This window comes from Rouxiella sp. WC2420 (assembly GCF_041200025.1).
In the GTDB taxonomy this organism is placed as follows: Bacteria; Pseudomonadota; Gammaproteobacteria; order Enterobacterales; family Enterobacteriaceae; genus Rouxiella.
The window spans coordinates 3,273,331-3,298,298 of sequence record NZ_CP165628.1 but is presented as its reverse complement, the minus strand read 5'-3'; the positions used below and the strand labels follow the sequence as shown (position 1 = coordinate 3,298,298).

At 47.6% G+C, this 24,968-nt stretch carries 38 protein-coding genes; 32 read left to right on the top strand and 6 right to left on the bottom strand.

Annotated elements, in window-relative coordinates; all coding sequences use genetic code 11:
* Positions 1 to 166: 166 nt before the first annotated feature.
* From AB3G37_RS15155 to AB3G37_RS15145, 3 genes are all read right to left on the bottom strand, one after another.
* A complete protein-coding gene (locus AB3G37_RS15155) occupies positions 167 to 508 on the bottom strand; it encodes a DUF3024 domain-containing protein (protein ID WP_369788349.1) in 342 nt (113 codons plus the stop codon).
* Between the two features lie 80 nt (positions 509 to 588).
* On the bottom strand, positions 589 to 930 hold the full coding sequence (locus tag AB3G37_RS15150; RefSeq protein WP_369788348.1) for a DUF3024 domain-containing protein: 342 nt from the start codon (positions 928 to 930) through the stop codon (positions 589 to 591).
* A 368-nt stretch (positions 931 to 1,298) separates the two neighbouring features.
* Positions 1,299 to 1,985 (bottom strand): LexA family protein, encoded by a 687-nt coding sequence (locus AB3G37_RS15145; RefSeq protein ID WP_369788347.1) that lies wholly within the window; start codon positions 1,983 to 1,985, stop codon positions 1,299 to 1,301.
* A gap of 116 nt (positions 1,986 to 2,101) precedes the next feature.
* Between AB3G37_RS15145 and AB3G37_RS15140 the strand changes: the two genes are divergently transcribed.
* From AB3G37_RS15140 to AB3G37_RS15060, 17 genes are all read left to right on the top strand, one after another.
* The gene (locus AB3G37_RS15140; protein ID WP_369788346.1) at positions 2,102 to 2,335 is read left to right on the top strand and encodes a transcriptional regulator; all 234 of its coding nucleotides are present in this window, start codon (positions 2,102 to 2,104) and stop codon (positions 2,333 to 2,335) included.
* 119 nt (positions 2,336 to 2,454) lie between these two features.
* Positions 2,455 to 2,778, top strand: a complete 324-nt coding sequence (locus tag AB3G37_RS15135) for a hypothetical protein (RefSeq protein ID WP_369788345.1) — start codon at positions 2,455 to 2,457, stop codon at positions 2,776 to 2,778.
* A gap of 346 nt (positions 2,779 to 3,124) precedes the next feature.
* Positions 3,125 to 3,805, top strand: a complete 681-nt coding sequence (locus AB3G37_RS15130) for a phage antirepressor KilAC domain-containing protein (protein ID WP_369788344.1) — start codon at positions 3,125 to 3,127, stop codon at positions 3,803 to 3,805.
* A 53-nt stretch (positions 3,806 to 3,858) separates the two neighbouring features.
* Positions 3,859 to 4,698, top strand: coding sequence for a replication protein (locus tag AB3G37_RS15125; protein ID WP_369790969.1), 840 nt, complete (start codon positions 3,859 to 3,861; stop codon positions 4,696 to 4,698).
* Positions 4,695 to 5,399: a replication protein P gene (locus tag AB3G37_RS15120; RefSeq protein ID WP_369788343.1), complete on the top strand. Its 705-nt coding sequence runs from the start codon at positions 4,695 to 4,697 to the stop codon at positions 5,397 to 5,399. Before AB3G37_RS15125 ends, AB3G37_RS15120 begins: the two co-directional genes overlap by 4 nt.
* 178 nt (positions 5,400 to 5,577) lie before the next feature.
* Positions 5,578 to 6,264, top strand: a complete 687-nt coding sequence (locus tag AB3G37_RS15115; protein WP_369788342.1) for a DUF551 domain-containing protein — start codon at positions 5,578 to 5,580, stop codon at positions 6,262 to 6,264.
* A gap of 3 nt (positions 6,265 to 6,267) precedes the next feature.
* Positions 6,268 to 6,732: a recombination protein NinB gene (locus AB3G37_RS15110; protein WP_369788341.1), complete on the top strand. Its 465-nt coding sequence runs from the start codon at positions 6,268 to 6,270 to the stop codon at positions 6,730 to 6,732.
* On the top strand, positions 6,729 to 7,127 hold the full coding sequence (locus AB3G37_RS15105; RefSeq protein ID WP_369788340.1) for a MarR family transcriptional regulator: 399 nt from the start codon (positions 6,729 to 6,731) through the stop codon (positions 7,125 to 7,127). The genes AB3G37_RS15110 and AB3G37_RS15105 overlap by 4 nt, the downstream gene beginning before the upstream one ends.
* A gap of 271 nt (positions 7,128 to 7,398) precedes the next feature.
* The gene (locus AB3G37_RS15100) at positions 7,399 to 7,815 is read left to right on the top strand and encodes a hypothetical protein (protein ID WP_369788339.1); all 417 of its coding nucleotides are present in this window, start codon (positions 7,399 to 7,401) and stop codon (positions 7,813 to 7,815) included.
* The gene (locus AB3G37_RS15095; RefSeq protein WP_369788338.1) at positions 7,808 to 8,389 is read left to right on the top strand and encodes a recombination protein NinG; all 582 of its coding nucleotides are present in this window, start codon (positions 7,808 to 7,810) and stop codon (positions 8,387 to 8,389) included. Before AB3G37_RS15100 ends, AB3G37_RS15095 begins: the two co-directional genes overlap by 8 nt.
* A gap of 291 nt (positions 8,390 to 8,680) precedes the next feature.
* Positions 8,681 to 9,448 carry an antitermination protein gene (locus AB3G37_RS15090; RefSeq protein ID WP_369788337.1) on the top strand — a complete coding sequence of 256 codons (768 nt, stop codon included), beginning with the start codon at positions 8,681 to 8,683 and terminating at the stop codon, positions 9,446 to 9,448.
* A gap of 492 nt (positions 9,449 to 9,940) precedes the next feature.
* The gene (locus tag AB3G37_RS15085) at positions 9,941 to 10,243 is read left to right on the top strand and encodes a hypothetical protein (protein ID WP_369788336.1); all 303 of its coding nucleotides are present in this window, start codon (positions 9,941 to 9,943) and stop codon (positions 10,241 to 10,243) included.
* Positions 10,244 to 10,245: 2 nt separating this feature from the next.
* Positions 10,246 to 10,740 (top strand): lysozyme, encoded by a 495-nt coding sequence (locus tag AB3G37_RS15080; RefSeq protein ID WP_369788335.1) that lies wholly within the window; start codon positions 10,246 to 10,248, stop codon positions 10,738 to 10,740.
* A complete protein-coding gene (locus AB3G37_RS15075) occupies positions 10,737 to 11,156 on the top strand; it encodes a hypothetical protein (protein ID WP_369788334.1) in 420 nt (139 codons plus the stop codon). The genes AB3G37_RS15080 and AB3G37_RS15075 overlap by 4 nt, the downstream gene beginning before the upstream one ends.
* Entirely contained in the window at positions 11,146 to 11,271 is a 126-nt protein-coding gene (locus AB3G37_RS15070; protein ID WP_369788333.1) for a hypothetical protein, read from the top strand. The genes AB3G37_RS15075 and AB3G37_RS15070 overlap by 11 nt, the downstream gene beginning before the upstream one ends.
* 80 nt (positions 11,272 to 11,351) lie before the next feature.
* Entirely contained in the window at positions 11,352 to 11,585 is a 234-nt protein-coding gene (locus tag AB3G37_RS15065; protein ID WP_369788332.1) for an Ig domain protein group 1 domain protein, read from the top strand.
* A gap of 229 nt (positions 11,586 to 11,814) precedes the next feature.
* Entirely contained in the window at positions 11,815 to 12,501 is a 687-nt protein-coding gene (locus AB3G37_RS15060; protein ID WP_369788331.1) for a Rha family transcriptional regulator, read from the top strand.
* Between the two features lie 119 nt (positions 12,502 to 12,620).
* Here AB3G37_RS15060 and AB3G37_RS15055 read toward each other — a convergent pair whose 3' ends face one another.
* Positions 12,621 to 12,809, bottom strand: coding sequence for a YegP family protein (locus AB3G37_RS15055; protein WP_369788330.1), 189 nt, complete (start codon positions 12,807 to 12,809; stop codon positions 12,621 to 12,623).
* 273 nt (positions 12,810 to 13,082) lie between these two features.
* On the opposite strand from AB3G37_RS15055, the gene AB3G37_RS15050 reads away from it, so the two are divergent.
* Both AB3G37_RS15050 and AB3G37_RS15045 read left to right on the top strand, forming a co-directional pair.
* A complete protein-coding gene (locus AB3G37_RS15050) occupies positions 13,083 to 13,811 on the top strand; it encodes a YoaK family protein (RefSeq protein ID WP_369788329.1) in 729 nt (242 codons plus the stop codon).
* Positions 13,812 to 13,910: 99 nt separating this feature from the next.
* Positions 13,911 to 14,099: a hypothetical protein gene (locus AB3G37_RS15045; RefSeq protein WP_369788328.1), complete on the top strand. Its 189-nt coding sequence runs from the start codon at positions 13,911 to 13,913 to the stop codon at positions 14,097 to 14,099.
* A gap of 67 nt (positions 14,100 to 14,166) precedes the next feature.
* On the opposite strand, the gene AB3G37_RS15040 is transcribed toward AB3G37_RS15045, so the two are convergent.
* Positions 14,167 to 14,421, bottom strand: a complete 255-nt coding sequence (locus AB3G37_RS15040; RefSeq protein ID WP_369788327.1) for a hypothetical protein — start codon at positions 14,419 to 14,421, stop codon at positions 14,167 to 14,169.
* A gap of 87 nt (positions 14,422 to 14,508) precedes the next feature.
* Positions 14,509 to 14,715, bottom strand: a complete 207-nt coding sequence (locus AB3G37_RS15035; protein WP_369788326.1) for a hypothetical protein — start codon at positions 14,713 to 14,715, stop codon at positions 14,509 to 14,511.
* Positions 14,716 to 14,894: 179 nt separating this feature from the next.
* Between AB3G37_RS15035 and AB3G37_RS15030 the strand changes: the two genes are divergently transcribed.
* The 13 genes from AB3G37_RS15030 to AB3G37_RS14970 all read left to right on the top strand — a co-directional run bounded on the left by AB3G37_RS15030 (position 14,895) and on the right by AB3G37_RS14970 (position 24,965).
* Complete coding sequence (locus AB3G37_RS15030; protein WP_369788325.1) at positions 14,895 to 15,530, top strand: putative metallopeptidase; 636 nt, start codon at positions 14,895 to 14,897, stop codon at positions 15,528 to 15,530.
* A 33-nt stretch (positions 15,531 to 15,563) separates the two neighbouring features.
* On the top strand, positions 15,564 to 16,031 hold the full coding sequence (locus tag AB3G37_RS15025; RefSeq protein ID WP_369788324.1) for a DUF2280 domain-containing protein: 468 nt from the start codon (positions 15,564 to 15,566) through the stop codon (positions 16,029 to 16,031).
* A complete protein-coding gene (locus AB3G37_RS15020; RefSeq protein ID WP_369788323.1) occupies positions 16,015 to 17,358 on the top strand; it encodes a PBSX family phage terminase large subunit in 1,344 nt (447 codons plus the stop codon). The genes AB3G37_RS15025 and AB3G37_RS15020 overlap by 17 nt, the downstream gene beginning before the upstream one ends.
* Before the next feature lie 3 nt (positions 17,359 to 17,361).
* Positions 17,362 to 18,894, top strand: coding sequence for an anti-CBASS protein Acb1 family protein (locus tag AB3G37_RS15015; RefSeq protein WP_369788322.1), 1,533 nt, complete (start codon positions 17,362 to 17,364; stop codon positions 18,892 to 18,894).
* The gene (locus tag AB3G37_RS15010; RefSeq protein WP_369788321.1) at positions 18,818 to 19,600 is read left to right on the top strand and encodes a phage minor head protein; all 783 of its coding nucleotides are present in this window, start codon (positions 18,818 to 18,820) and stop codon (positions 19,598 to 19,600) included. The genes AB3G37_RS15015 and AB3G37_RS15010 overlap by 77 nt, the downstream gene beginning before the upstream one ends.
* 63 nt (positions 19,601 to 19,663) lie before the next feature.
* Positions 19,664 to 21,154, top strand: a complete 1,491-nt coding sequence (locus AB3G37_RS15005; RefSeq protein ID WP_369788320.1) for a DUF2213 domain-containing protein — start codon at positions 19,664 to 19,666, stop codon at positions 21,152 to 21,154.
* A gap of 10 nt (positions 21,155 to 21,164) precedes the next feature.
* Positions 21,165 to 21,647, top strand: a complete 483-nt coding sequence (locus AB3G37_RS15000) for a hypothetical protein (protein WP_369788319.1) — start codon at positions 21,165 to 21,167, stop codon at positions 21,645 to 21,647.
* A gap of 75 nt (positions 21,648 to 21,722) precedes the next feature.
* Positions 21,723 to 22,742 (top strand): major capsid family protein, encoded by a 1,020-nt coding sequence (locus AB3G37_RS14995; protein WP_369788318.1) that lies wholly within the window; start codon positions 21,723 to 21,725, stop codon positions 22,740 to 22,742.
* 66 nt (positions 22,743 to 22,808) lie between these two features.
* Positions 22,809 to 23,168, top strand: coding sequence for a hypothetical protein (locus AB3G37_RS14990; RefSeq protein ID WP_369788317.1), 360 nt, complete (start codon positions 22,809 to 22,811; stop codon positions 23,166 to 23,168).
* On the top strand, positions 23,168 to 23,581 hold the full coding sequence (locus AB3G37_RS14985) for a DUF4054 domain-containing protein (protein ID WP_369788316.1): 414 nt from the start codon (positions 23,168 to 23,170) through the stop codon (positions 23,579 to 23,581). Before AB3G37_RS14990 ends, AB3G37_RS14985 begins: the two co-directional genes overlap by 1 nt.
* A 3-nt stretch (positions 23,582 to 23,584) precedes the next feature.
* Positions 23,585 to 24,055 (top strand): hypothetical protein, encoded by a 471-nt coding sequence (locus AB3G37_RS14980; RefSeq protein ID WP_369788315.1) that lies wholly within the window; start codon positions 23,585 to 23,587, stop codon positions 24,053 to 24,055.
* Positions 24,055 to 24,432, top strand: coding sequence for a hypothetical protein (locus AB3G37_RS14975; RefSeq protein WP_369788314.1), 378 nt, complete (start codon positions 24,055 to 24,057; stop codon positions 24,430 to 24,432). Before AB3G37_RS14980 ends, AB3G37_RS14975 begins: the two co-directional genes overlap by 1 nt.
* The gene (locus AB3G37_RS14970; protein WP_369788313.1) at positions 24,429 to 24,965 is read left to right on the top strand and encodes a hypothetical protein; all 537 of its coding nucleotides are present in this window, start codon (positions 24,429 to 24,431) and stop codon (positions 24,963 to 24,965) included. The genes AB3G37_RS14975 and AB3G37_RS14970 overlap by 4 nt, the downstream gene beginning before the upstream one ends.
* The last annotated feature ends 3 nt before the right edge of the window (positions 24,966 to 24,968 follow it).

Sequence of the window (24,968 nt, the reverse complement as noted above, 5' to 3'; positions counted from 1 at the left end):
TTCCCATCCAAAATGATATCATCTTGGATCTTGCTGTATATCCATACAGTAAATTTATTACCAACTATCATATCAGATGGTAAAAGTTAGTACATTATTTAAATGTATATACTGAATAGACGATCTCAGTTCTGCCCATTGAGTTCCAAGCTTCATCTCTGCGACCTCACCCAAAGAAGAACCCGCTCTCATCATCCCGCATGATATCGATGGCTTCTTTTAACGTATTCACCTGAGTCAGCATCTCCCACTTTAAGTTGGAGCGCATCCAGTAGAGTTGCCAGGATTTCTGCTCACGGATGAAGGTAATCTTTACGACTGCCAATTTAAACATCTCGCCGGACTCGCCATACAAAACTGGCCGGCACTCTTCAATCTCAATCGACTGACCCCATATGCTGTAGGATATATCCAGTTCGCTACGGATGGATGCTGGGGGCCGGATGCTTTCAACAAAAGCCCCAATTTCTTTCTTAGCCCTTTGACGTTCAATATCATTAAAAGCCATCCATCCCTCTCAATCGAGCATCCTTTGATACATCCATTTTAGTTTAGGTAAGGCTTGTTTACCCAAACGTCTCTTCAGCCTCACCCAAAGAAGCAGCCGTGAATATCATCACGCACTTGGTTAAGCGCTACGGCGAGGGTTCTTTCTGCCGAGTACAGTTCCCACTTCAGCGTTCCCCGCATCCAATATAGGTTCCAGATTTTTTCTGAGCGCACGTAGGTAATCTTGGCTGATGTGAGCACGGACATCTCACCCGGCTCACCTCGCCATACTGGACGTTTCTCGCCTATCTCGATAGTTTGGTCGTTGATTGTGAAGACAATATCGATCTCTTTTCTAATATGCGGAGCAGGGCGGATACTCTCTAAAAATGCGGCAACTTCTTTTTGGACTGCGTGATATTCAAGGTCATTGAATGCCATACCTTCTCCGTGATTTAAACAAGTGTCTCTCACTCCCACATCCCTGTGACACAGCTCCTATCAACCAGAGCCTCTCCACTCTTGATTGCTGCTGTTTATTTTAATGCTTAGGACCTAGCACCCTCGATAAGGGCAACAATTAAAGCCACTGAAATAAACGACATATAGCCAATTATCAAAGCTCTTTTCATAGTCAAATAACCTTATCTAGGATTAGTTTTCACCCTCCGTGAGCAGCAGCACCACTTGCAAAGAACCAGATCATGAAGCCAGCCGCACCAAGAAGCACGATGACTGGGGGTAGGAATCTAATTTTCATGTGATACAACTCCTTCTGTTAGAGGAACGTCTCTTCAGGCCACTGAGCCTTAAGGTATGTGCTCCCACTTGATATCAACAACAACCCCTATAATTTTGCAGTTGCCGTTTATTATTGTCAGCGGGTGCTGTGGGTTTAGCGCCTTCAAATACTTCCTGCCTGCATCAATCATGTACTGCTTGAATGTGGCCTCGTTGTCACTCTCGAGTTTTGCAACGACCAATTTTCCACTAATCGGCTCGCGTTCTGGGTCAACCAGGATAATCATCCCCTCTGGCACTGTAAAACCAGCAGGCGCTGTCATCGAGTCACCCTTAACGCGCAACCAGAACGAATTTTCGCTAGCATCTACGGTCGTTTCCGGCCAAACATCTATCTCGTCTTTCCTGTAAGGCTCCACCGCCTCCAGCCAGCATCCAGCGCTGACCCAGCTAACAAGGGGGTACTGACCTTTACTTTCTTTTACTCCAACGTAAGAAACATTCGACGTATTTTCTGAGGTTCCGTTTTGAAGTGTATCAAGCCATCCGTTAGGAAGTTTAAGTGAAGCTTCAATCTTTCTCGCTAGATTCCCGCCAATATTTCTAAACGATTTCTCCCCAGTCAACTGGCTTAACTGCGCCGGAACCAAACCGCATAAAACAGCAAACTCAGCCCTAGTGGATTCTGGGTGCTTGCCGAGGTGATCTTTTAATAAGGCTGCAAGATTCGCTCGCCTGATGTCTTTAGTTTCCATTTGCCAATTTTTACACTATATAGCAATGCGATAAATATGCAAATTGATAAATATCGGTTGCAGTAAATTTATCATAACGATAAACTTGCCTTTGAAATAACCAAGAGGACAAGACCATGAACAACGATTTGCTCCGATGGAGAAAGGAAGCTAGCTCTGATGAATGGTCAAAGCTCGCCATCCTCGCAAATACCTCAGTTGGTTACCTCGATCAAATCGCATATGGATTTCGTCGTGCTTCACCAGGTAAGGCAAAGCAGATTGAAGCGGCTACTAAAGAATTTTCCGCTATCGATCCGGTAACCAAAGAAAACCTAGTTTTCGCGCAGGTACGCGCAACAGCAGCCTAATCACCACCGCTCTTTAAACAATCTGGCCGCTCTCTGAACTCAGGAGCAATAACAACAGTGATAACCCCCACGGGCTGATCACGCAAACACACAACTAACCAACAACGGAATTATCTCTCATGGATGTAGCAAAACCACGCAAAACAGGAAGCGTTGCTTTCATTGGGCGGCACCTACTTGCCGCTGCCCACCACGCTTTAACCAGTACACGCCAGTCGGTAGTCGCCAGACTTCTTGACGTTGCTGATTCAACCGTCCTACGCCGTACCGAAAAATACCCTGAAATTATGGAAACTCTCGCCGCCAGCGGTGTAGAGGATTTTGTCATGCGCGGGGAAAGGAAGATGCCATTGGAGCACTACCGGCATCTGATTTGGATACAGCTGGAGTATTCAAGGCTGCAACTTGAAATGACGGGTGAGGAAAAAGACTTTGCCGCCTAAGAGGAGTTCCCATGAACGCAATGGAATTTATCGAAAAGAACGTCAAGCAGGTGCTTGTTAGCGAAGGATTTACCGTTCCGCTGGCACAGGGGGGGCGAGGCAGGCTGTCGAGTATTACAAGCAGGCTTCACAGGCCAGCAAGAAGGGAGCGATGTTTGATGACTGCTTATATCGAGCAAGAGTGTGGGCAGAAACAAACGCCACCAAAGACGAGAAGCCAGCGAAGAAAACCCGAGCCAGAAAAACAGTCGGCACACTTTCGCTCTTCTAAATGAAAACGCCCCAACAGTTACAGGCCTGTCGGGGCGGGCGTAATCAAGTATGCAAGTCAATTACGGAGTTAATTATGAACTATTTATCAAACGTAGTAAACCCGACCATGAGCAGCTTAGATATTGCTGATCTTGTTGAATCTCGCCATGACAAGGTTAAGCAGTCTATCGAAAGACTGGCAGCGAGGGGGACGATTCAACTCCCCCCAATGGGGGAAGTTAAAAATCATCTGGGTCAGTCTGTTTCTGTATTTCTGGTTGGCAAGAGAGATAGCTATATCGTAGTTGCTCAGCTGTCCCCAGAGTTTACCGCTCGACTTGTAGACCGCTGGCAAGAGTTGGAGGCCGGATCCCAATTACCGACTGACTATCTCTCAGCACTAAAGGCCTTAACCGCTGAGGTAGAGCAAAGACAGGTTCTTGAAAACCAGCTTGCGATTGCGGCACCAAAGGTTCAGTTCGTTGACAGCTACGTCAATGCGACCGGATCACTCGGTTTTCGTGAGACCTGCAAACTACTTCACATCAAAGAACCCGCCTTCCGCAAGTTTCTGCTCGACAGCGAGATCATGTATCTACTGGCGGGCAAGTTAACGCCTTACGCTCAGCACATCGACGTAGGCCGCTTCACTGTCAAAACTGGCGAGAACCAGACTAACGGTCACGCCTTCACACAGAATAAATTCACGCCGAAAGGGATTCAGTGGATTGCTGGCCTTTGGGCTGCAAATCAGGTTCAGGAGAGGGCCGCATGAATACAGCAGAAATTATTGATATTGGCGCAGCACGCCAACTCAGGAGCAACCGGATGGAGAACCAGAAATTGGGTTTCGTCCAGTTGTACCGCAGCATCACGAAGAAGTCTTGGGCGAAGGACGTATTTCTTCGCACCTTATGGGACAACCTGCTGCTAGCGGCTTCCCACGCGCAACGCACAGTTAATTTCAAAGGTAACACGTGGATTCTTCAACCCGGTCAACTGGTCTCAACAGCGGCTGATTTAGGACTATCTCTTTGTGATAGAAAAGGGGTACCGACCAGCCGCGATACAGTGGAAAGGATGCTGGCATTTTTCACCAAGGAAGGAATGATTTCTATCGATGGTGAGAAGCGAAAAGGCAGGGTGATAACCATTCTGAATTACGCCGAATATGCCGAAAAAATAGACAATTTACCCGCACATAACAGCGCACATATCTCCGCACATAACAAACCCAGCAATGGCGCGGCTTCGGAGGGTGGTGCCGCACATAAAGCCGCACATAAGCCCGCACATCATGAACAAGAATGTATTAACAAGAATATAAATACTAACCCCCTTAATCCCCCAACAGGGGGCAAGAAAGTTTTCAACCCTCTCGACATTCCGATCCCTGAATGGCTGAACAGCACAGCCTGGCGGGAATGGGTCCAATATCGAGGTCAGACCAAGAAACCAATCAAGACAGCCATCACCGTGACAAAAGCATTCGGTCTGCTGAAAGAATGTTTTGACGAAGGGCATGATCCTGTTGAGGTGATTAACGCAAGTATCGCAAACGGCTACCAAGGCCTGTTTAAACCGAAGTTCCCAATCAGACGACAAGCCGCAGAAAGTGAGCCAGAGCCTCACTGGAACAGCGAGGAGTCTTGGAAGGAGTTCTTATGAGCAATCGCCTGCTAAAAGTTATTGAACAGCGTGACAGTACGCTGCTTGCGAAAATGGCCCCGCCCGATAACACACCGGCCAAGGTAGTTAATCTTGAGGCTGAGCGAATGGTGGATTCTCTATTTCGCCAACTGATGAAAGTTTTCCCAGCTGCCGCGCAAACGACGCTTAAAACTGATGCTGACCTCAGCGCTGCCAAGAAACAATGGATCGCCGCTTTCGCCGAGAATGACATCCGCACCCGAGAGCAACTGTCAGCTGGTATGCAGCATGCTCGTGCCAGCGAATCACCGTTCTGGCCATCACCTGGTCAATTCATCGCATGGTGCAAAGAGGGTGCTCTAAAGGCTGCTGGTTTGCCTGACGAGAATGAGCTGTATGTTTTGACAATGACCTATGCCAGAAAGCGCGGTGGCTACGTCAGTCCAGAGGCTTACCCGTGGCCGAGTCCGGCGGTTTATTGGATGGTGACCACACTGTGCGATCACATGCGTCATGAGAGCTGGTCCGAGGCACAGTTGCGCAAAGGTTGTGGCACAGAATTGAAGCTGATGGCAAAGCGCATTGATGCTGGCGAAACCATTCCTCAACCCCGCGCCCGCATTGCTCAGATGAGTGTTAAAAGCGCCTTGAGCAAAAGTGATAATCTCAAAAAGCTTCACGAAATCTGCGCCAAGCATGGACTGAGGACTAAGCCATGAAAATAACCAATAAAACACTAAGTCATTGCGATATGTTTTTTACAATTATCGCAGCAATAAGCCTATGGATATCGTTTTACAGAGAAACTGTTGGATGGGTAATTGCTGGTTTATTGTTTTTTGCTTTGTCTTTTGTCTTCGAGGTTTGGGAGATGCAGAGATTGTGGAGGAGAGCGCCATGAACCTACTCGATAGCTTTACTGTAGAGCGCCTTGAGGATTTGGTAGCCTATTCGATTGATAATGAAGTTGCAATCCTCGCCAAGATAGCGTTGGCAGTTAAGCTGGTTGAGAATCAGCATGTTCGTCTTGAGGTAAACTCCGGCGTTAACAATTGGGTTCAGTGTTCTGAACAGGCCTATAAGCGATGCAAATTAGAGGGCAAGGTGGTGCGGAAATTATATGAGCTCCCACAAATCCCGCAGCCACCTGATGGCTGGGTGATGGTACCGAAAGAGCCGACAATAGAAATGAGAGAGGCGTTCCACAAATCTTATGAGGATTTTGAGAACTGTATCGGGGAATGCCCTGATAGCCAATGGTCTGCCATGCTCGCCGCCGCACCTAAGCCTGACCATATTGTTGCTGCTAACGAAAAGGTTAGCGATGTCTCCCTCATCAATGAAGGTAACAATGGCTGGATTAAGTGCAGCGATCGGATGCCTGAACCATGTGAACCGGTGAATTTTTACGTTCCGGGTTCAGTTGAAGATGATATCCCAGGAAGTTCATACAATGGCCATTGGGATGACAGTTCCTGGCTGCAGGATGCCACCTTAACTGGATTGGAAGATTCTCTTCCTTTACGAAAAGGAGCAATCGTAACCCACTGGATGCCACTACCTGCCGCACCTAAACCGGAGTAACCAATGGATAAACAGGTTTATTACCTACGAAACACCCAGATACGCCAAAGCCTACTAGACCAAATAAGACAACTTCCGTTAGACCCCTCCAAGCCATTTGAAATTGAAGTATCCCCACCAAAACGCACCCTTTCACAAAACCGGAAAATGTGGCCACTTCTGCATGACCTGTCTTTGCAAGTCGTTTGGTATGGGGAGAAGTACGACGAGGATGACTGGAAAGACATGATTACCGCATTGGTAGCAAAAACCAAAAAGCAGGAGCAGAGAACAGCACCTGGTATTGGCGGCGGGGTAGTCATGTTTGGAGAGCGTACAAGCAAGATGCGGGTAAGTCAGATGGTCGATGTCATTGAGGCAATCTACTGGTTTGGCACTGAGCAGGGCGTGAAGTTTAGCGAAGAATCCCGCCTGCGCATCGAATGGGCGCAAAGGTGGGGAGAGCAGAACAAGAGGGCAGCAGCATGACAGCATCCGTAACAGGTAAAAAGCTTGATGAACGCAAAGGCCAAATATTGAAATTTCTGGCAATAAATCCAGGCTCTAAGAAAATTGATATCGCAGAGCACCTAGGCCTGACATATAGGACAACCACCAAACTTATAGGCGTTATGAAAGCTGCTGGCGAGGTCTTCTATACCGGTTCAAATCACGGCATCCAGTACTGGGTTGAGCCACAGGAATCGGGTAACTATGTCTGCTCCAAAAGAGATTACGTGGTGACTGGGGATAGCCTAGATGGCGGATTGATATTTCTTAATCGTTGTCGGCCATCTGGTAAAAACGTCGTTTTTGACCAATGCAAAGAAAACTACACCTTATTGCCGGTACTCCGTGTTATGGCAGGGAGGCCGTATGGCTAATTCTCCATGGCAAAGAATCGAAGACAACGCAATATTCATTAAACCCCGCCGCAAAACTCGCAAGTCCCCAGAACCCAGTCAGATAAAGACATTCGATTATGTCCACGGTCTTTTGCAGGCCAAGTGGAATCGCATGAGGTTAACCCGATGAATGACGACCCTTTATGCCAAGGCTGCGGTATTCCGCTAAGTGAAGATGAGGTTTATGCGTGCAGTGACTGTGCTGATTGGTGGGCCATGTGTGGATATGACGTAGAGAGGAATCGAGACGATGAGTGATGAAAGTGAAATCGATAATAGCGATAACGTGCTGGCATTCACTAAGCGATTTGATGCTAATTCTGACATAAAAGAGAAGTTGAATTTCGTTAAAACCGATAAGTCACCTCATGCGCCTTACCGCTGTAGCCATACAAGTATTCTGGTCGATGACCATCTTCGGCAGCTTACCTGTCGCAGCTGTGGCGCTGTCGTTGAAGCTTTCGACTGGATCAATGCGCGCGCCGAGGGAGAGCAGAAAATCGAGTGGGAACTCAAATCATTACGCAAAGAAATTAAAGAGCATCGAGACGGACTGGAAAATCTGAAACGTGAAGAGGTTAACTGCAGGGCTAGAATCAGAACAGCCCAATTCAAGCTCAATGAGCTAAATATGGGCATCTATAAAGCGGAGAAAGAGAATGGCTAAAGGCACAAAGCCGACGAAGCCCCGCAAGCCAAAATCCTGCTCCATCTGTGAAACAGAATTCCTTCCCTGGTCTACCACTCAAAAAGTTTGCAGCCCTCAGTGCTCGATTGTTTACGGCAAGAAAGTTGAAGCTGATAAACAAGCAATAGCACAAAGCAAAGAGTGGAAAAAACGAAAAGCCGATTCGAAGCCATTAAGCCACTGGATTGATATGACCCAGAGAGCTTTTAACGACTTTATTCGTGCCCGCGACGGGGAGGTTTGCATCAGTTGCGGCAGCACAACGGCAGCGACTTATCACGCAGGGCATTACAGGACGACAAAAGCGGCCACACAACTCAGGTTCAACGAAGATAACTGCCATAGCCAATGTGCAGCGTGCAACATACATCACTCTGGCGCGATAGGCCCATACCGTATCAGTCTCATAGAAAAAATCGGCCTTCATCACGTCGAGGCGCTTGAAAATAACAATACCCCTCATCGATACACCCGCGAAGAACTTGAAACGCTTAGGGCGTTTTACAGGCAGAAAACCAGAGACCTCATCAAACAACTCGGAGAAGCAGCATGACATTCGACATTGTGATGACAGCAACCCTCTACTCGGTAGTTCTATTTATTTGGTTACCTCGGAAAATCTTATCCCATAAGTATCAAGTGAAGGTCACCAAAATAAGAATTAGGGCTCATCTGTTTGCAAAAAAATACAGAACAGTGAAATCACTAAGCGAGAAACCCAAGCCATTCGGAGAAGCAGCATGATCTTACTCTCGGCAATACTCCGGCTGTTCAAACCAATTAATCCGGAAATTCAGCCAACAAGCATTCAATCGTGGGATGCCCAGCCTAAGCGGAGAAAGAAATGAGCCTTGAGTCGAGCGTTAAATACCACTTCCCGAAAACTCAGAACTTTACCAGCATGCCTCCTGCAACAGCATCAGACGCTTTATCTGGCACGGATATGATGGGAGCTATGGGATTGACTCAGAGTTTAGCGCCGCTGGGATATAGCGCTTTCATGGGAAAGGTTGGGATAAGCAAAAACGACGCAACTCGCGCCGTTTCACTACTTCAAGAAATTGCACTGCAGACCTGCGATAAGGTGGCCGCCTTACGTAAGCTCGAAATTGATATTAAACCAATCGTTATGCAAATCCTTGCAACTTATGCGTATCTGGATCACTGCCAAAGTGCAGCCAGTAAAAAGCCATGCCCAAGCTGCCAGGCATCGGGATTTATTGATGCTGAAGTTTTCACCATGAAATCGCCGTTCTCCGGTGGAACAAGGCGCAATGTGCGTGAGGTGGTTAGGGTTAAATGCCATCAGTGCGATGGGAAAGGGCTTGTGTCTTCATCATGCAATGACTGCAAGGGGCGCGGGCGGGCGGTAAGCCGGAAGCTAAGTGAGGAACAGGGTGTTCCAGTGCTATGCAACTGTAAGCGCTGTAGCGGTCGAGGTTATGAGCGCATCCCATCAACTGATGCTTTTAACGCAGTGTGCCAGATAACCGACGCGCTCACGCTGGATACCTGGAAAAAGACAATAAAGCCTTTTTACGACGAACTCATTACCAAGCTGGAAATTGAAGAAGGGTATGCGAATAGCGTTTTAGCGAAGGTTGCTAGATAGCGAATGAAAAAATAGCTCACAAAATTATTGCGGGCTATTTACTTTTCCCGAATCTGTGTGTATTGTTCTCTAACGCTGGGATTCCGTTGATTCGTTGCGGGACCTAAAAAACATAGAAAAGCCCTGATCTTAACCGGTCGGGGCTTTTTGATTTCTACGCAACAGGTAAGTAAGTGCCACCTATCCGCCTGCAATCTCCATTGAATGAGATTGTAGGGGCGCTTACTTATCGTTGTGGTGAAGGTCTTACGTACCAAAACAATAGGAAGTGGTTGGATGGAAGGGCCAACCTAAGTCGGGACAGGCCATCCGACGTGCAGTGATTTTCTGCCATCACAACCTTCTTTTTAGAGGCTGCCAACTTGGCGGCCTTTTTTTATGCCCAAATTTAGCGCCGAGTGCTCACCCTCATATGACTCCATGTCTACCTGCATTCCGGCGCTAATCCTTTCGACTACTGACACAGCCCATCTAAACAATGGGAGTGGAACCATGAAAATGAATCAACAGAATGACGGCTTCTGGACACATTTCTGGGCCACGCTGACGGCTATTGCCAGTGCTGCGGGCCTATCAACCGAGCAGTGGATATACGTCTTGTGCGCACTGTTCGGCGCAATGCTTTCATTCAGCACCTATTTGAACAATCGCAACGCGCTCAAGGTAAAGCAGAAGCTTGATGAGAAGCGGACAGACGCTATGGTCTCATTTTTGGCTGGGCGAAAAGACAATTCTGAAGTTGACCCTGCTCACGTGGCGGAAGAAGTTAAAAACGCAATGGAACAGGTGGAATAGCCATGCCGATGTCACCGGAACTGCGGAGCAAGATAGTTAAGTTGGGCGGAGCAACCGCGTTAACAATAGCGATTGCTCTGCTCGGTGGCCCGGAAGGTGTTGAAGGGCAGAAGAGCACACCTTATCGAGATGTGGGCGGAGTCTGGACGGTATGCAGCGGTATTACTGGCCCAGACGTTGTGCCAGGCAAATATTACTCAGACAAAGAGTGCGATGCGTTACTGGTTAAGCATCTGGTGCCGGTGAAAAAGGCAGTAGACTCGGCGGTAAAAGTCCCCATCGATAATTACACCCGCGCCGCTCTTATGTCATTTGCTTACAACGTCGGTGTCACTTCATTCAAGCGATCATCTCTTCTAAGACATATCAATTCGGGCCAAACAAAAGAGGCCTGTGATGACCTGCGTCAGTGGGTTTACGTCAACAAAAAACGTAATCGCGGTCTGATTAACCGGCGCGAGATAGACAGGCAGGTTTGCCTGATGGGGCAAAAATGATTAACAAAATCGCCGTTGTCCTGACCGCAATCATCCTGCTGATTATTGCCCTGCTGCTGTGGGCGGCATTCCACTACTACGGCAAATCAGTAGCGACCGCTGACAAACTCACTACTGCGGTACAGCAAAAGAACGAAGCCCAATTCATTACCAACTCCCAGGCACTGGCAGTATCCACCTTCAACACGATTGCCGGAGCCACGCTCAATGACCAGAAATCAGATAAGACGGCAAGTCAGGATAGGCAGACGATCATTAAAACAGTGCTTCAAACAGCACCGTGCAATCTGGAGCTTGTTCCTGCTTCCGCTACTGACAGCCTGCGCGACCACTACAACGCAGTACGTCAAGGTGCCAGTCACTCCAATACCGGCCAGCCTGTTAAGTCAGTGTCAGCCGTCACCCATGCCAAATGACCCATTAACTTACGGCGCCAGCGTGCTGTGGAATGAGCTATTGCTGACTGACCTGCAGAACTGCAATAGCCAAATTGACGGCATCAAACAAATCGAAGAGGCCAGACAGAAATGATTAAGCAATTTTTGGAATGGCTGAAAGCTATCTATTACACCCCAGTCACATCGACTGAAACCCCATCATCAGGAGTTACCATGACCGACGTAGCAGTAGACACCGCAGCACAGACAGCAGCTGCCACCGTTGCAGCAGTAGCAGAGACCGCAGTGGCTGACACAGCAACAACCGCTGATACCGCATCCACCTCCGCCCTGGCTGAAGTTAAAGCCAAGTTTGAGGCGTTCGTGGAATTCGTTGAGCACGGCATCAAAGTTCTGGGCGCTGACGCTGAAGCCGAGCTGGTCGCGCTGAAAGACAAGTACCTGTAAGCCATTACAGAGCATTCTTTCCAGAGTGCTCGATAATGATTTGCCCACCAAATATTAAGATGTCGCCAATTGGCGGATTTTTTTTATGCAGTAAATCCCCGCGCACTCACCCGCGCTACCAGTCCTGAGACCATTCACAAAAGCGACCTCTGAGAACGCCATCGCAGCATGGTGCGCTCAGGCATGGCGTTCTGGTGAGCAGAGGTCTCTTTTTTGAAAGGTAATAACCATGCAATTAGTTGAAATTAAAAAACTCGACCTTGTAACCAATACTGTGGCTATCGCTGATGGGGTTGGTCGCGACCATGACACCATCATCAAGTTAGTGGATCGTAACAAATCGGACCTTGAAGAATTTGGTGGGGTCGGATTTGAAATCCGCACCTTTGATACAAACGGCGGCAAGCAAAAGCAGAGAGTTGCTTTGATTAACGAGCTGCAAACAACGTTACTGATAACTTATATGCGGAACAATGATGTGGTGCGTGCATTCAAAAAACGCCTCGTATCCGAATTCTTCAGAATGCGTGGAGCGCTTGCCAGCAAAAAGCTTGACCGCAACACCTCACGGCTCGAATACAAGCCAATGACTGATGCCATAAAGCATGAGCGTGAGGCAGCGGGTAAGTCCATTGCTCCGCATCATTTCAGTAATGAGGCTGATCTGATTAATCGACTGGCTATAGGCATGACGTCAGCAAAATTCCGTGTCCATCATGAGATAGACAAGAAGGAGTCTATTCGTGATTACCTGACCCCGATGCAGATCCACTGTGTTACCGAGTTGCAACGCGCCAATACGGTATTTATCAGTATGGGGTGGGACTTTGACCAGCGTAAAGAGGTGCTGAAAGGAATGTTTGATCGCAACCACCGTCAGCCATTGATTGAAGAGCAGCACCGACTGGCGGCATAACTAACATGCGCGTAAGCCATTACATAGCTCATTTTAGAGTGAGCTAGATAATGACAGAAAGAGAATGAGCAATTGTTCACCAAAAAGGCCCTGTATTCGGGCCCGAGATATATCAGATGTTACACAGTCTGATCGCGAATATCAGCTGAAGGGCCATTCTTCTGAACAGACGAAATCCCTTTCTTAGCGGCATCCTTTGAAGAATACATTTCGCTGGTTGCGATAGTCTCATGGTTATCGGCTTTAAGCAGGAAGTAAAACGGTTGAGATACAGCTTTTTCAGATTTCTTAATGACAAAATAACCCATATTAATCTCCTTCCATGCCCCATGCATGGTTCCTCTATTTAACCGACATGCACAGTTAAAACAAGAGGATATTTCCCAACATTTCTTCATGACAAAGTGTCTGCCTGTCGGACGTTTGATAATGATAATCAGCCTGAGATGTCTCTAGGTATTAAGCCGGATCAATATGAACATGATTTTCTATCAGCGACAGAAGAATAAGTTTCAAATTTCTTGTCCATTTGGAGCAATCAGCAGACTATATCTGCATGTAAAGTCACCATGGTAATCACTATGCTCACTAGTACTGAGGATGCTCGCAGTAATCGTGCCGATAGACGCTTGGCAAGCACGCTTGCTGCAGTTGCTGGAGCTCTAAATACTGCGGCATTTGAGTCTGTAGGTTTTTTTTCTGCAAATATGACCGGGAACGTCTCATCATTGTCAGCAAATCTTGCGACGTTAAACCTTGTACCAGGCATTTTTTTTCTGTGGATTGTAGCTACTTTTATCTCCGGCGCGGTGTTCTCAACAATTATTATAAATGCAGGTCGAAGAAAGAATATTCGTTCCGTATATGCTTTAAATATCTTGATTGAGGGGGGGGCTCTGATGTTACTGGGTATTGTTGAATGCTGGTTAACACCGTCTTCTCCTGGCGTAGTATTGATCTTGAGTCTGAGTTTTTTAATGGGATTACAGAATGCAGTAGTGACCCGGATATCCAATGCACGCGTGAGAACGACTCATGTGTCAGGGACATCTACGGATATTGGTATTGAATTAGCTATGCTTTTTGACGTAGTACGTAGAAAAGAATCACCAAAAGAAGCTCCACTTTATCTCGAACGTCTTAGGCTTCATTCTTTTACACTCATTTCATTTCTATTAGGGGGGGTGGGAGGAGTATGGATTTTTAACGCACTGGGATATCGTTTTTTAATTTTAATTGGTTTCGGACTAATCTATCTGGCAATGCACGCTACACTCAGAAAGCATTCCGATGAGAATATTAATATATAGCCGCCTCCAGTCGGTTTTTTATTGCCTTTAAATTAGGAGTTAAAAATCACCGTAGACGTAACCACCGACGAACTGAAATCCGCGATTGCCGACTCTGAAGTGACCGCGCTGATCGTAAGTAAAATCACCGAGGCCAAAACCGTTGGCCTGGCTGATGCAGTAACAGCTTCAATTGCTGCGTTGTTCCCTGACGCCACTGTAGCGACTGCTGATGCATCTGCTTCCAGCACTGATGTTGCTGTTGTGGGCGAAGATGCTGACGATAGCTCCGTAGCAGTGGTAGTTTAAAGGTTTACTGGACAACTTTAAGCCATTACAAGAGTCACTAACTTTTCCAAGTGGCTCTGATAATGATTTATGCGCTGCCAAGTAATTTACATACTGCCTGTTTGACATCCTCTAACATAGTAACATCGAGGTTTTCAGGGTTTTCCCTTATCATCTCCCCAAAGGAGGATTCGAAAAGCCCTGAAATAGAAAAATCTTTGCCAGCAAGCGTATCAGTAACAATGCTTAATTGTCGCAGTGCAATCTCAAGCGTGATCATGCGAAAGCCATAGTCTTCATTTTTTTGTTCCAGCTCAGCAATTCTTTCTTCAAGTTCTTTCATTTTATTCTCCAGAGGAAGCCATGGCACTCACCGACAAGCAAGAAATGTTCTGCAGTGAATGGCTCATTGGTTTAACTCAAAAAATGGTCATTTTGAAAGTTCACGTGTCAAGATAGTTTGTTCTTTGTCGCTCATCTCGACGCCCCATCTAGCTAAATAGATACTGATATCTTCAGAAGGGTTTGAGTTAAGCGTGTACTCACGATCACCAACAGTTTCACTGGCGGTGTGCCAACAAAATATATTATTAATAACGACTGACAGTGACCATCTTGCTGTTTGCATAGTGAACATGATTACTCCTTAGTTATTGGCAGATTAACTATCGTTTTTGGTTGCAAATTAATCAATTGAATTATGTAGTTTGAAAGAAAATTTCTTTAAAAAAGTATTAAAACGGTTCGTATAAATTATAAAAACAATGAATATCAAGTATTTGAGGGTTAATTATGGAAACTTAACAGGGAATTCAAATGGCCGATCCAAGAAGCTTGACGAGCAGACCACTCCCTCCCATAGAGTTATTGGAGGTATTTAAGCCATATAACCGTCTGATACCTGCTGAGGAAGTGCTTGAGTGGGTAAACAGCCAAATCCTTGATGAAGATGGTTCGCTCTATAACGAAGATCATGCTCACCTGATTGAGGCCGACTTAAAAATAATGTGGGCAGCTTCAGCTTTTGAGAAGCAAGGCAGAACAGTTCTTGGTCAATCGGAGCAGGTCATGATGCGTGCCGGTGGCTGGCAGAAGGCAAGAATGGAACAGCAGATGCATGAATGGTTCGGTGATGTGCCGAAATTCATCATTACGCTGGCAGCTGATTACTGCTCTCAATGCACTGACCTCGAATTCTGCGCATTGGTCGAGCATGAGCTTTATCACATTGGCCAGGCCAAAGACGAATTCGGTGCGCCTAAGTTCAACAAAGAAGGTCAGCCGGTATTAACGATGCGTGGCCACGACGTTGAAGAGTTTGTTGGCGTTGTTCGAAGATACGGTGCGAGCGTTGAAGTCCAGGAGATGTTAGACGCCGCGAAAAATAGACCAGAGGTAGCGGGAATCGACATTGCGAGAGCATGTGGGACCTGCCTGCTAAAACTTGCATAAACAGTTTGACTGAGTAGGACGGGAAGGAAACCTATGGCAGCACTTTCAGTAGAGGTGAAAGCCTTTATCGTCCAATCTCTTGCCTGTTATGACACTCCATCGCGAGTGGCGGAGTTAGTCCAACAGGAATTTAGCCTAAAGGTTTCTCGTCAGCAGGTTGAGTCTTACGATCCCTCAAAAGTTACAGGTAAGAATCTTGGCGATAAATGGGTCGAACTATTCAAGTTAACCCGCAAACGATTTCAGGATGAGATATCAGACATTCCTATTGCCAACAAAGCATACCGTCTTCGAGTTTTGGATCGCATGGCAACAAAAGCGGAAAGCATGAAAAACATCGCAATGACCGCTCAGCTAATGGAACAGGCGGCCAAAGAGGTTGGAGAGGCTTACACCAATCGTCAAAAGGTTGAGCATACCAGCCCAGATGGAAGCATGAGCCCGAGGCCTACAACAGTCAGATTAGTAGGGGTCGAGCCAACAAATGGAAAGCCAAGCTGATCTGCAAATACCCGCCAAACTCGTTCCTGTTTTCTCAACTGAAGGTGTCCGTTACCGTGGTGCTTACGGTGGCCGTGGTTCTGCTAAAACTCGCACCTTTGCGCTGATGACTGCCGTAAAGGCCTATCAGTGGGCTGAGGCCGAGATAAGTGGCGTAATACTCTGTGCTCGTGAATACATGAACTCTCTTGAAGAGTCGAGCATGGAGGAGATTAAGCAGGCCATACGTTCGGTTCCTTGGCTTGACGACTATTTCGACATTGGCGAGAAATACATTCGCACCAAGAACAGGCGCGTTTCATATGTCTTTTGCGGCCTTAGGCATAACCTCGACAGTATCAAATCTAAAGCTCGAATTCTGGTCGCTTGGGTAGATGAAGCTGAATCAGTTTCCGACCTGGCTTGGAAAAAACTTCGCCCGACCGTCCGTGAGGCTGGGTCTGAAATCTGGGTAACATGGAACCCCGAAAAAGACGGCAGTGCAACTGATAAGCGATTTAGAAAATCTCCACCTAAAAACTCCATGATTGTCGAGATGAATTTTAGTGACAATCCTTGGTTCCCTGATGTACTCGAGGAGGAACGGCAAGATGACCTTGCATCCCTGGACTATGCTGACTACGCGTGGATCTGGGAGGGTGCTTACCTAGAGAACTCCGACAAACAGGTGCTGGCCAACAAATATGTTGTGCAGAGTTTCGAAGATGATTTATGGCAGAAAGCTGATCGATTGTTCTTTGGTGGAGACTTTGGCTTCGCTAAAGATCCGAATGTGCTTACGCGTACCTTCGTTTATCAAGATTGCCTATACGTAGAATACGAGGCGTTTGGAGAGGGCACGGAGCTTGATGATATGTGGAAGCTTTACGCTGGCAAAGAGGGAGCCACCGCTAAACAACTTGAAAACTGGACCGTTCTGGATGAGAACAAATACCCCGGCATTCCAGAGTCAAGGAACTGGCCAATTAAGGCTGACTCTTCGCGACCAGAGACAATCAGTCATATCAAAAAGCAGGGCTTCAATATTTCATCTGCTAAGAAATGGGCTGGCAGCGTTGAAGACGGCGTGACTCATTTACGTGGCTTCAAAAAAATCATTATTCATCCGAGATGCAAAGAGACTGCCAAAGAGTGCCGCCTGTACTCCTACAAGGTCGACCGCATTACCGGGCAGGTTCTGCCGGTTATAGTGGATGCTAATAACCATTGCATCGACTCAATTCGGTACGGGTTAGATGGCTACATAACTGGCCGCGCTCCGTTGAATATGAACAAAGCTTTAGTCGCTAGAGCTCAATCTAGAACCCCTCACTCTTCACGCCGGTAATCTATGACAAATAAAACACAACGTCGTAATGCTCGGCGCGCCTCTGCTCGTCCAGAACGCAAGAGGTTTGCTGTCTCGCAATCTCTGCGGGATAAAATCGAGCAGAATGGGTATATCCCTACCTATAACGAAGTTAAGGCGCTTTATGGCCCCGCAAAAACTTTAGGGGCACCTAAAGAAGCTGTGCTGGCAATGGATCACTCACTCGATTCTGGCGGCGCTTACTCGCTCTTACAACATGCCTTTGAACATGGGCAATTTCCAGCGCTAGGCCCATCGTTCATGGGTTATGCGGCTTTGTCTTCACTTACGCAGAATGGGCTTATCCGTGCCTGCATTGAAACTCTCGCGGACGACATGACCCGAGAGTGGATCGAGATCGACGCTGTTGATGATAACGGGCTTGGGGAAGAGAAGAAGAAACTTCAGGACGCCATGATCGACTATCGAATTCATGATATTTGCCATAAGGCTGCTGAATTTGATGGGTACTTTGGTGGCTGTCTGATTTTCATCGATACCGGCGCTAAAGATGACTTACTTTTAACTCCGCTGGATATCTCTGAAAAATCTGCGGAACTTAAAGACTTCAAGCGATTCACGCTGATCGAGCCAATAAATATTTTCCCTGGCACTTACGAATCAACGGACCCGTTAAGCCCTAGTTACTACAAACCTCAAACGTGGTGGGTGCTCGGGAAACAAGTCCATTCCAGCCGGTTAATCCGCGTCTGCGGGAATGAGGTGCCGGTAATTCTTAAGCCGACTTATAACTTCCTTGGTCTTCCTCAGGCGCAGATTCTTTACGACTACGTTATCCATTTCCAAGATGCTCGCCAGGCTGAAGCTAGGTTGCTGGAAAAGTTCTCTCTAACAGTTTTGAAAACTGATATGGAAGATATTTTAACGAACCCCAACGCAACTGGTTCACTCGACCCACGCCTTGAATACATGGCGGCATATAGGACGAACGACGGCGTGCTGGCCATCGACAAGGAAATGGAAGACATCGTTAACATCGTCACGCCAATGAATGGAGTGACGGATATCGTTAGGCAGCAATTAGAATTTGTCGTGATGATCAACCGAACCAATGTGGTTAAAACTCTCGGTCTGTCTCCGGCAGGATTTAACAGCGGTGATGCCGATATAAAGAACAACAATGACCACACGTCATCGCAGCAGGAAAAGGTTCTTCGCGGGCCGCTGCAGAAAATGCTGGATGTGCTGCAAATTGTCGTTCTGGGTTCTTATGAAAAATCGGTCAAGTTCAAGTTTGTTGGTTTGAATGAAGAAGATGACGCGGCGATCGCAACCACGCAGAAAACGAAAGCTGATACCGATGCCGTGCTGATTGAAGAAGGCGTTATTTCACAAGCTGAGTCAAGGAAACGCCTTTCTGAAGACCCGCACAGTGGCTACAGCGGCATAGAGATTGGTGATTTACCGGAGTCAGGACATGGCGATGAAACCCAAGGCGGCGAAGGCGACCAGGGCAAACGTTGGGCTCCAGTTGGAGTATCAAAAGAAGCTTAAGTCGTTAATTGAGGAAATGAGCAATTCAGTCGATTATTGGTTAACTGCCGAGTACAAGCGACATGAGCCAAAAATTGTCGGTGATGCTACCCCGTCCAAACTAATGAATAGAAAGTTAATTTCAGTTATGGGTCGCTGGCAACTCACTTTCAGGCAAAAGGCAGAGGATATCGCCGCCTGGTTTGTTCGCCGGGCCGACGCTTACTCATCTGGATCAGTGGTGAATAAACTTCGGGCAGAGGGCATGAGCGTGAATATGCAACTCACCCCCGAGGTTCGCAATGTCCTCGACAGTATTTATGAAACACAGGTTTCATTGATTAAATCCATACCGGAACAATATCTAACTCAGGTTAGTACTTTGGTGCAAGAAAGCGTTAGCCGCGGTAGAGACATTGGCTATTTGAAAGAAGAGCTAAAGCAGCGGTATGGAGTAACTGAACGAAGAGCTAAGGTTATTGCCCGAGACCAAAATAACAAGGCCAGCAATGCTATATCACAGCAGCGTTGCCAGTCTGCCGGAATAACTCACGGCATTTGGGTGCATCGAGCTGGCGGCAGCAAGTCATTTAGACATTCGCATGTAAAGATGAATGGCACCGAATTTGAACTCAGCAAGGGATGCTATGACCCTCATGAGGGAAGAATGGTTATGCCAGGGGAGTTGGTTAACTGCAAGTGTGAGTTCAGGCCAGTAATTAAATGACAAACCAATAACAAAACAGGTCACTCAGGTGGCCTTTTTTATTGCCTGCAGAAAGGTAAAAAAATGCCAATCCGAGAAATAACCTTAAAAGGTGGCAAGGCAGGGTTTCGCTTTGGTGCGCACGGGAAAATACATTCTACACGCGAGCAAGCCGAAAAAGGCTCGCCAACTGGAGTTGCTCAACTTAGCTCAATGGCCTTTGACGAAGCGTCACGTCGTCGTATTGACGAAAACGGGTATCTGCACGTATCCCAGACCCACCTCACTAAAGAGCAGGTAGCCCCATATTATGGGCGAGAAATTCCTGGGTTTGATGAGCAAGGTTTAGACCCTGAAAAAGTTTACTACGGATACCGGTCTGCCGAAGAGTTAGAGAAATCTAAAGACATGTTTAATGGCATGCCATTGCTGATTATTCATAAGCAGGACTCAGCGCACGCTCCATTGAAAGAGGAAAGAGTCGGCTCAATTGGCACTACGCCAGTGTGGGACTCACCTTATCTCGACAATGCCTTGATAGTCACTGACCAGTCAGCCATTGAAGCGATTGATAGCAAAAAACTAAAAGAAATTAGCTGCGGCTATTTCTTTGATCCGGATTTCACTCCTGGTGAGTTCAACGGCGTTGCTTATGACTTTGTGATTCGAAACATCCGAGGTAATCACGTAACGCTTGTAAGGGAAGGTCGGGCTGGTCCCGAAGTTTCTGTCCACGACGCAATGCCGTCAAAACCAATAAAGGTGCAAAAAATAATGCAACTTACCCGTAAACAGGTGGCGGTGCGTGCAACGCTGGCTGCCTACTTAAAGCCGCGTCTAACTATGGATGCTGTCCCCGCCGATCTGACCAAACTGGTTGGTTCATACAAAAAACCTGCAACCCTGGCAAAAGCAGTCGTTCGTCAATATGGGGCTAAGATTGCTCAGGACATGGATATCGAGCCGGAAGAGCTTGCTGAACTAATGGAGGCGGCTGAGGAAGTCGTAGAACCAGAAGAGAAGCCGGCAAGCGCTGCAGAAGAGCCTGCTTTTGACGAAGATAACGCTTCAGAAAGTCTCAAAGCATTGCTGGAAGGTAAGGTGCCTGACGATGTGCTGGCTAAAATTCTGGCCTGCATATCAGAGCCAACTGGCGACGAAGATCTGACGGAAGAAGAGAAAGCCGCCAAGAAGCAAGCCGAAGAAGAAGCGGCAGCGGCTGAAGAAGCCAAAAAGAAAAAAGAGGGTGAGCCGACAATGGATGCCAATTCAATCAAATTGCAGGCGCGTACTGAAGCCCAGGCTCACTTCCGCAATCTCAATGAAGCAGGTCGCAAGGTGCGTGACCTGATCGGTGAGGTCGATGTTATGGCATTCGACAGCGCTGAAGATATCTATGGGCATGCTCTGAAACAAAAAGGCGTAAAAATCGGTCAGTATGAAAAGTCATCTTACAAAGGCATGGTGGATATGCTGGCATCGAATAAGCCAGCAAATCCGTCCCCTGTCCTCGACTCTTCCCTGGATACTTTCGAAGGTCAGTTTGCAGGCCTTGGCAAAATCAAAATTAATTAAGGGGCAATAAATGGGCCTTCAAACTCAAGTAAATCTTTACTACTCTGGCGCAGTTGTTGGTGATCGAGCATCACACAACCCCGTCGTATATCTTCCGACAAATCCGCTGGCAGAAGGTGTTGTGACCGTCGGCAACTTTGTTTTCCAGGGTACCGATCCATCATCTCAGGTTAGTGCGGCAGGCACCGTGCTTGCAGGCTTTGTAGAGCGCTTGCTTAATTACTATAACTTCGCGCTGCTCTCTGGTGGCACGCTCGGTATTCCAGATGAAACGCCGGTGACCGTGGCGACAATCGGCGAGTTCTACACGAGCTTCGGAACCACAGCACCAACGGTTGGGCAGAAGGCATTCGCTTCCACAACTGATGGCAGTGTTTCTTATGCTGCAGCGGGCGCAACCGTTGCTGGCTCTCTAGAGACAAGTTTTGTAGTAAGGGAAGTGCGTACCAGCGATAACCTGGTATTCATTTCCAACTGGACCCCAGCCGCCTAACCCCCTGAAATAATCCCTTCGTGAATGACACTGAATTATCTCGGTGGGCATCGTCACGTGCGGATGGAGACAATAATGAATATTACTTTCGAACAAGCTAAGCGATACGGCTTTGATTTTGGCCGCAACGCACGTGAATGGATCACCAAGGATAATATGCCGCGTCTTATTCAGGATGCTGCGCTTATCACACAGGCAAACTCAACGATCCCAGCTGAGTTGCTGGCGTATATCGATCCTACCGTCATTGAAATCCTAACAGCACCGCGTAACGCCCGTGAGCTATTCAATGAAGAAAAGCGCGGGGACTGGACTACGCCTTACTTTAAATGGCGTGCAGATGAAGTTACCGGTAATACCGCCGCATATTCTGACTTCGGTCAATTTGGTGTAGCAGGTGTTAACTCTGAATGGCACACCCGTGAGCAATACCGCTTCCAGACAATCATTCAGTACGGTGATCTGGAGCAGGATATGGCGGCACAAGCCAAAATTAACCTGGCGGCGGCCAAGCAACGTTCAGCAGCAACTACGATCGATATTGACGCCAATAAGTTTTATTTACTTGGCGTCGCCGGTAAAGAAATCTATGGTGTGCTGAATGACCCAAATCTGCAAGCGGCTATCACCCCGATCTCTGTTTCCGGTGCAACTGCCTGGTCAAGCAAAGATGCGATTGCGCGTTATAACGATGTGATCAAGCTTTTCACCCAACTGGTCAATCAACTTTCCGGCTTGGTTGATGAGAAGTCTGTTTTAAAACTGGCTTGCTCGCCTGGCCTGCGCACCTTGCTAGCAGAGCCCACTCAGCTTGGCGTAACCGTTATGTCCATGCTGAAGGAATATTTCCCGAACATGGTATTCGTTTCGCTTCCTCAGTTAGGCGCAGCCAATGCACCAGCAGCTGCAGAAACGATGATCCTGATTGCGCCGGAAGTGCTTGGGAATGAAACCGGCCTTTTAGGCTTTGGTGAGAAAATCCGCATGGGCCGCATCGTACCATCACTATCTTCTTTTGCTCAGAAGGTAACCGGCACCACCTACGGCGGTGTAATTCGAGTCCCTGCAGCCGTCGCACAAATGACAGGTATGTAAACTATGGCGCGACCACGTAAAAATACAGCCTCTGAGGAGGCTGATTCTTCTTCCCAAGGAAATAACATGTCAGATCTCGTTCACGTTCGCCTCAAGCACCCGCACGGTATTGTTTTTGATATCTCTAACGGACGTAAGGTGTCTCTTTACGGTAGCGACTTCCATCTTCGGGGCCTTGAAAAAGGCACGCTGACCTGTGGTTTTGGCAAAACTACCGTACCAGCCGATGATTGGGAAGAGGTGTTGCAGGCTTACGGCAAGATGCCCCACTTCACAAACGGCACTTTGGTATATGAAACGGACTATGCCAGCGCTGAAGATAGTGCGGATGAAAAATCTGCAGTGAAGCACGGCCTTGAGCCAGTCGACACCAAAAATGACAAGACCATTAAAACTGAAGAAGTCCCGGCTAGCGAGGCAGCGTAATGGCTATTGTCGAGTTTGACTCCTCTGAGTTCACCGGGATATATCCGCGATTTGCAGGCGTACTGACTGACCCACAGCTCAACCAGGCGTTTGATGTGGCATGCCTATTACTCGACAATACCAATGCTTCTGTCGTCCCCTATGATCCGGATAACGGCGTCAAAGACCGGAAAACCATCCTCTATTTGCTGGTCTGCCATATGGCGACAATGGCGTTGTGGGGTGATGGGCAGTCAGGGCCAATCGCAAGCGCTTCAGAGGGGTCAGTAAGCGTTTCATTCTCCGTGCCAGATGCAACCAATGCATCGTGGTTTAAGCAAACACCTTGCGGGAGCATGTACTGGCAGGCAACGCGTAAATATGTTGTTGGTGGTCGGTATGTTGCTAAAAAATACGTCCATCCATGGGGGTAAACCATGTCTTCAATGTCAGGCGGAGATAAGCTTCAAAAGGCCTTGGCTGCAATGGGCTGCAATCTAAAGTTGCAGATGAATGTCGGAATCCTTGCTGGCGCTACCAATGACGCCTTAGAGCCTGTTGCTCCCTATGCCGCGGCCAATGAATTTGGAACGCTGCACATACCGGCGCGGCCTTTTATGCGTATTACGGTGGCTGAGAAAACTGGCGAGTGGGGAGCGGCACTTGGAAAGTTGGTTAAAGGTAAATCCTTAGACGGCAATGGAATGACACAGGCCTTTAATGGGCTAGGACCTCTCATGGTTCAGGACATCAAGAATACCATTGACCATGTCGTTCCTCCTGAAAGTGCTGATGCAACGGTAGCAGCAAAAATCAGGAAAGGGCTGGCTCGACCCGAACAGACCCTAGTAGATTCTGGAGTAATGCAAAAATCTGTTGATTTCGAGATTATTAACGGAGGGGATTAATGAACCTTCATGGTCTCGTGCGCGGTGCAATAACCACTGTTAACCCTGATATTCCAGCTCAGATGATGGTTAGCACCGGCCAGTACACGACTGACGCGGCAGGTCACCGAACGCCGTCATACAGCACGCAAGACGTCACTCTGCAGCTTCAGCCATTAAGCTATACAGACCTCATGAAGGTTGATGGACTCAACTTGCAGGGCGTTATCAAATCAGCCTATGTGAACGGCAATTTTGAGGGTGTTAACCGACCAAATCAGAAGGGGGGTGACTATCTGCTTATTCCATCTAAAAATGAAAAGTGGCTGATTACCCAGCCGCTTGAGGAGTGGCCGGATTGGTGTAAGTTCGTGGTCACGCTCCAGGTGAACACATGACCGCCACCATCAGCATTAAACAGGATGACATCACAACCGCCTTGCGCGGTTTTTTATTGTCCATCGTCAGTGCAGAAGTGATTTTGTCGCAGGAAAACGGTGTGCCGATGCCAATCGGTAACTTCATCACCATGACGCCGTTAAACAGCTATGGCCGTTCAACAAGTCGCATCACTTACTCACCAAACACAGACGGAAGCGGCACGCAGGATAACCTGAGAACGACTGAGTGGGGCTGTCAACTCGACTGCTATGGACCGGACGCGGCTGATATCGCGGCCACGATAGCACCATTGGTCAGAACGGAGTTTGCCTGCGAGTACTTCGCAAACTCTGACGTGGACATGAAGCCACTGTATGCGACAGAACCACACCAGAACGCTTTAACGAATGCCGAGGCCCAATATGAAAACCGGTGGACGTTTGATTTTCACGCCCAAATAAACCCAGTTGTTTCGGTGCCTCAGGATTTCTTTACCAACATCACGATAAAAGCCAAATCTATCGACGCCACTTTTCCTCCGGAGAATTAATAA

Coding starts and splice junctions, on each gene's coding strand:
- AB3G37_RS15155 (WP_369788349.1), bottom strand. CDS start 508: ATGGCTTTTAATGATATTGAACGTCAAAGGGCTAAGAAAGAAATTGGG.
- AB3G37_RS15150 (WP_369788348.1), bottom strand. CDS start 930: ATGGCATTCAATGACCTTGAATATCACGCAGTCCAAAAAGAAGTTGCC.
- AB3G37_RS15145 (WP_369788347.1), bottom strand. CDS start 1,985: ATGGAAACTAAAGACATCAGGCGAGCGAATCTTGCAGCCTTATTAAAA.
- AB3G37_RS15140 (WP_369788346.1), top strand. CDS start 2,102: ATGAACAACGATTTGCTCCGATGGAGAAAGGAAGCTAGCTCTGATGAA.
- AB3G37_RS15135 (WP_369788345.1), top strand. CDS start 2,455: ATGGATGTAGCAAAACCACGCAAAACAGGAAGCGTTGCTTTCATTGGG.
- AB3G37_RS15130 (WP_369788344.1), top strand. CDS start 3,125: ATGAACTATTTATCAAACGTAGTAAACCCGACCATGAGCAGCTTAGAT.
- AB3G37_RS15125 (WP_369790969.1), top strand. CDS start 3,859: ATGGAGAACCAGAAATTGGGTTTCGTCCAGTTGTACCGCAGCATCACG.
- AB3G37_RS15120 (WP_369788343.1), top strand. CDS start 4,695: ATGAGCAATCGCCTGCTAAAAGTTATTGAACAGCGTGACAGTACGCTG.
- AB3G37_RS15115 (WP_369788342.1), top strand. CDS start 5,578: ATGAACCTACTCGATAGCTTTACTGTAGAGCGCCTTGAGGATTTGGTA.
- AB3G37_RS15110 (WP_369788341.1), top strand. CDS start 6,268: ATGGATAAACAGGTTTATTACCTACGAAACACCCAGATACGCCAAAGC.
- AB3G37_RS15105 (WP_369788340.1), top strand. CDS start 6,729: ATGACAGCATCCGTAACAGGTAAAAAGCTTGATGAACGCAAAGGCCAA.
- AB3G37_RS15100 (WP_369788339.1), top strand. CDS start 7,399: ATGAGTGATGAAAGTGAAATCGATAATAGCGATAACGTGCTGGCATTC.
- AB3G37_RS15095 (WP_369788338.1), top strand. CDS start 7,808: ATGGCTAAAGGCACAAAGCCGACGAAGCCCCGCAAGCCAAAATCCTGC.
- AB3G37_RS15090 (WP_369788337.1), top strand. CDS start 8,681: ATGAGCCTTGAGTCGAGCGTTAAATACCACTTCCCGAAAACTCAGAAC.
- AB3G37_RS15085 (WP_369788336.1), top strand. CDS start 9,941: ATGAAAATGAATCAACAGAATGACGGCTTCTGGACACATTTCTGGGCC.
- AB3G37_RS15080 (WP_369788335.1), top strand. CDS start 10,246: ATGCCGATGTCACCGGAACTGCGGAGCAAGATAGTTAAGTTGGGCGGA.
- AB3G37_RS15075 (WP_369788334.1), top strand. CDS start 10,737: ATGATTAACAAAATCGCCGTTGTCCTGACCGCAATCATCCTGCTGATT.
- AB3G37_RS15070 (WP_369788333.1), top strand. CDS start 11,146: ATGCCAAATGACCCATTAACTTACGGCGCCAGCGTGCTGTGGAATGAG.
- AB3G37_RS15065 (WP_369788332.1), top strand. CDS start 11,352: ATGACCGACGTAGCAGTAGACACCGCAGCACAGACAGCAGCTGCCACC.
- AB3G37_RS15060 (WP_369788331.1), top strand. CDS start 11,815: ATGCAATTAGTTGAAATTAAAAAACTCGACCTTGTAACCAATACTGTG.
- AB3G37_RS15055 (WP_369788330.1), bottom strand. CDS start 12,809: ATGGGTTATTTTGTCATTAAGAAATCTGAAAAAGCTGTATCTCAACCG.
- AB3G37_RS15050 (WP_369788329.1), top strand. CDS start 13,083: ATGCTCACTAGTACTGAGGATGCTCGCAGTAATCGTGCCGATAGACGC.
- AB3G37_RS15040 (WP_369788327.1), bottom strand. CDS start 14,421: ATGAAAGAACTTGAAGAAAGAATTGCTGAGCTGGAACAAAAAAATGAA.
- AB3G37_RS15035 (WP_369788326.1), bottom strand. CDS start 14,715: ATGTTCACTATGCAAACAGCAAGATGGTCACTGTCAGTCGTTATTAAT.
- AB3G37_RS15030 (WP_369788325.1), top strand. CDS start 14,895: ATGGCCGATCCAAGAAGCTTGACGAGCAGACCACTCCCTCCCATAGAG.
- AB3G37_RS15025 (WP_369788324.1), top strand. CDS start 15,564: ATGGCAGCACTTTCAGTAGAGGTGAAAGCCTTTATCGTCCAATCTCTT.
- AB3G37_RS15020 (WP_369788323.1), top strand. CDS start 16,015: ATGGAAAGCCAAGCTGATCTGCAAATACCCGCCAAACTCGTTCCTGTT.
- AB3G37_RS15015 (WP_369788322.1), top strand. CDS start 17,362: ATGACAAATAAAACACAACGTCGTAATGCTCGGCGCGCCTCTGCTCGT.
- AB3G37_RS15010 (WP_369788321.1), top strand. CDS start 18,818: ATGGCGATGAAACCCAAGGCGGCGAAGGCGACCAGGGCAAACGTTGGG.
- AB3G37_RS15005 (WP_369788320.1), top strand. CDS start 19,664: ATGCCAATCCGAGAAATAACCTTAAAAGGTGGCAAGGCAGGGTTTCGC.
- AB3G37_RS15000 (WP_369788319.1), top strand. CDS start 21,165: ATGGGCCTTCAAACTCAAGTAAATCTTTACTACTCTGGCGCAGTTGTT.
- AB3G37_RS14995 (WP_369788318.1), top strand. CDS start 21,723: ATGAATATTACTTTCGAACAAGCTAAGCGATACGGCTTTGATTTTGGC.
- AB3G37_RS14990 (WP_369788317.1), top strand. CDS start 22,809: ATGTCAGATCTCGTTCACGTTCGCCTCAAGCACCCGCACGGTATTGTT.
- AB3G37_RS14985 (WP_369788316.1), top strand. CDS start 23,168: ATGGCTATTGTCGAGTTTGACTCCTCTGAGTTCACCGGGATATATCCG.
- AB3G37_RS14980 (WP_369788315.1), top strand. CDS start 23,585: ATGTCTTCAATGTCAGGCGGAGATAAGCTTCAAAAGGCCTTGGCTGCA.
- AB3G37_RS14975 (WP_369788314.1), top strand. CDS start 24,055: ATGAACCTTCATGGTCTCGTGCGCGGTGCAATAACCACTGTTAACCCT.
- AB3G37_RS14970 (WP_369788313.1), top strand. CDS start 24,429: ATGACCGCCACCATCAGCATTAAACAGGATGACATCACAACCGCCTTG.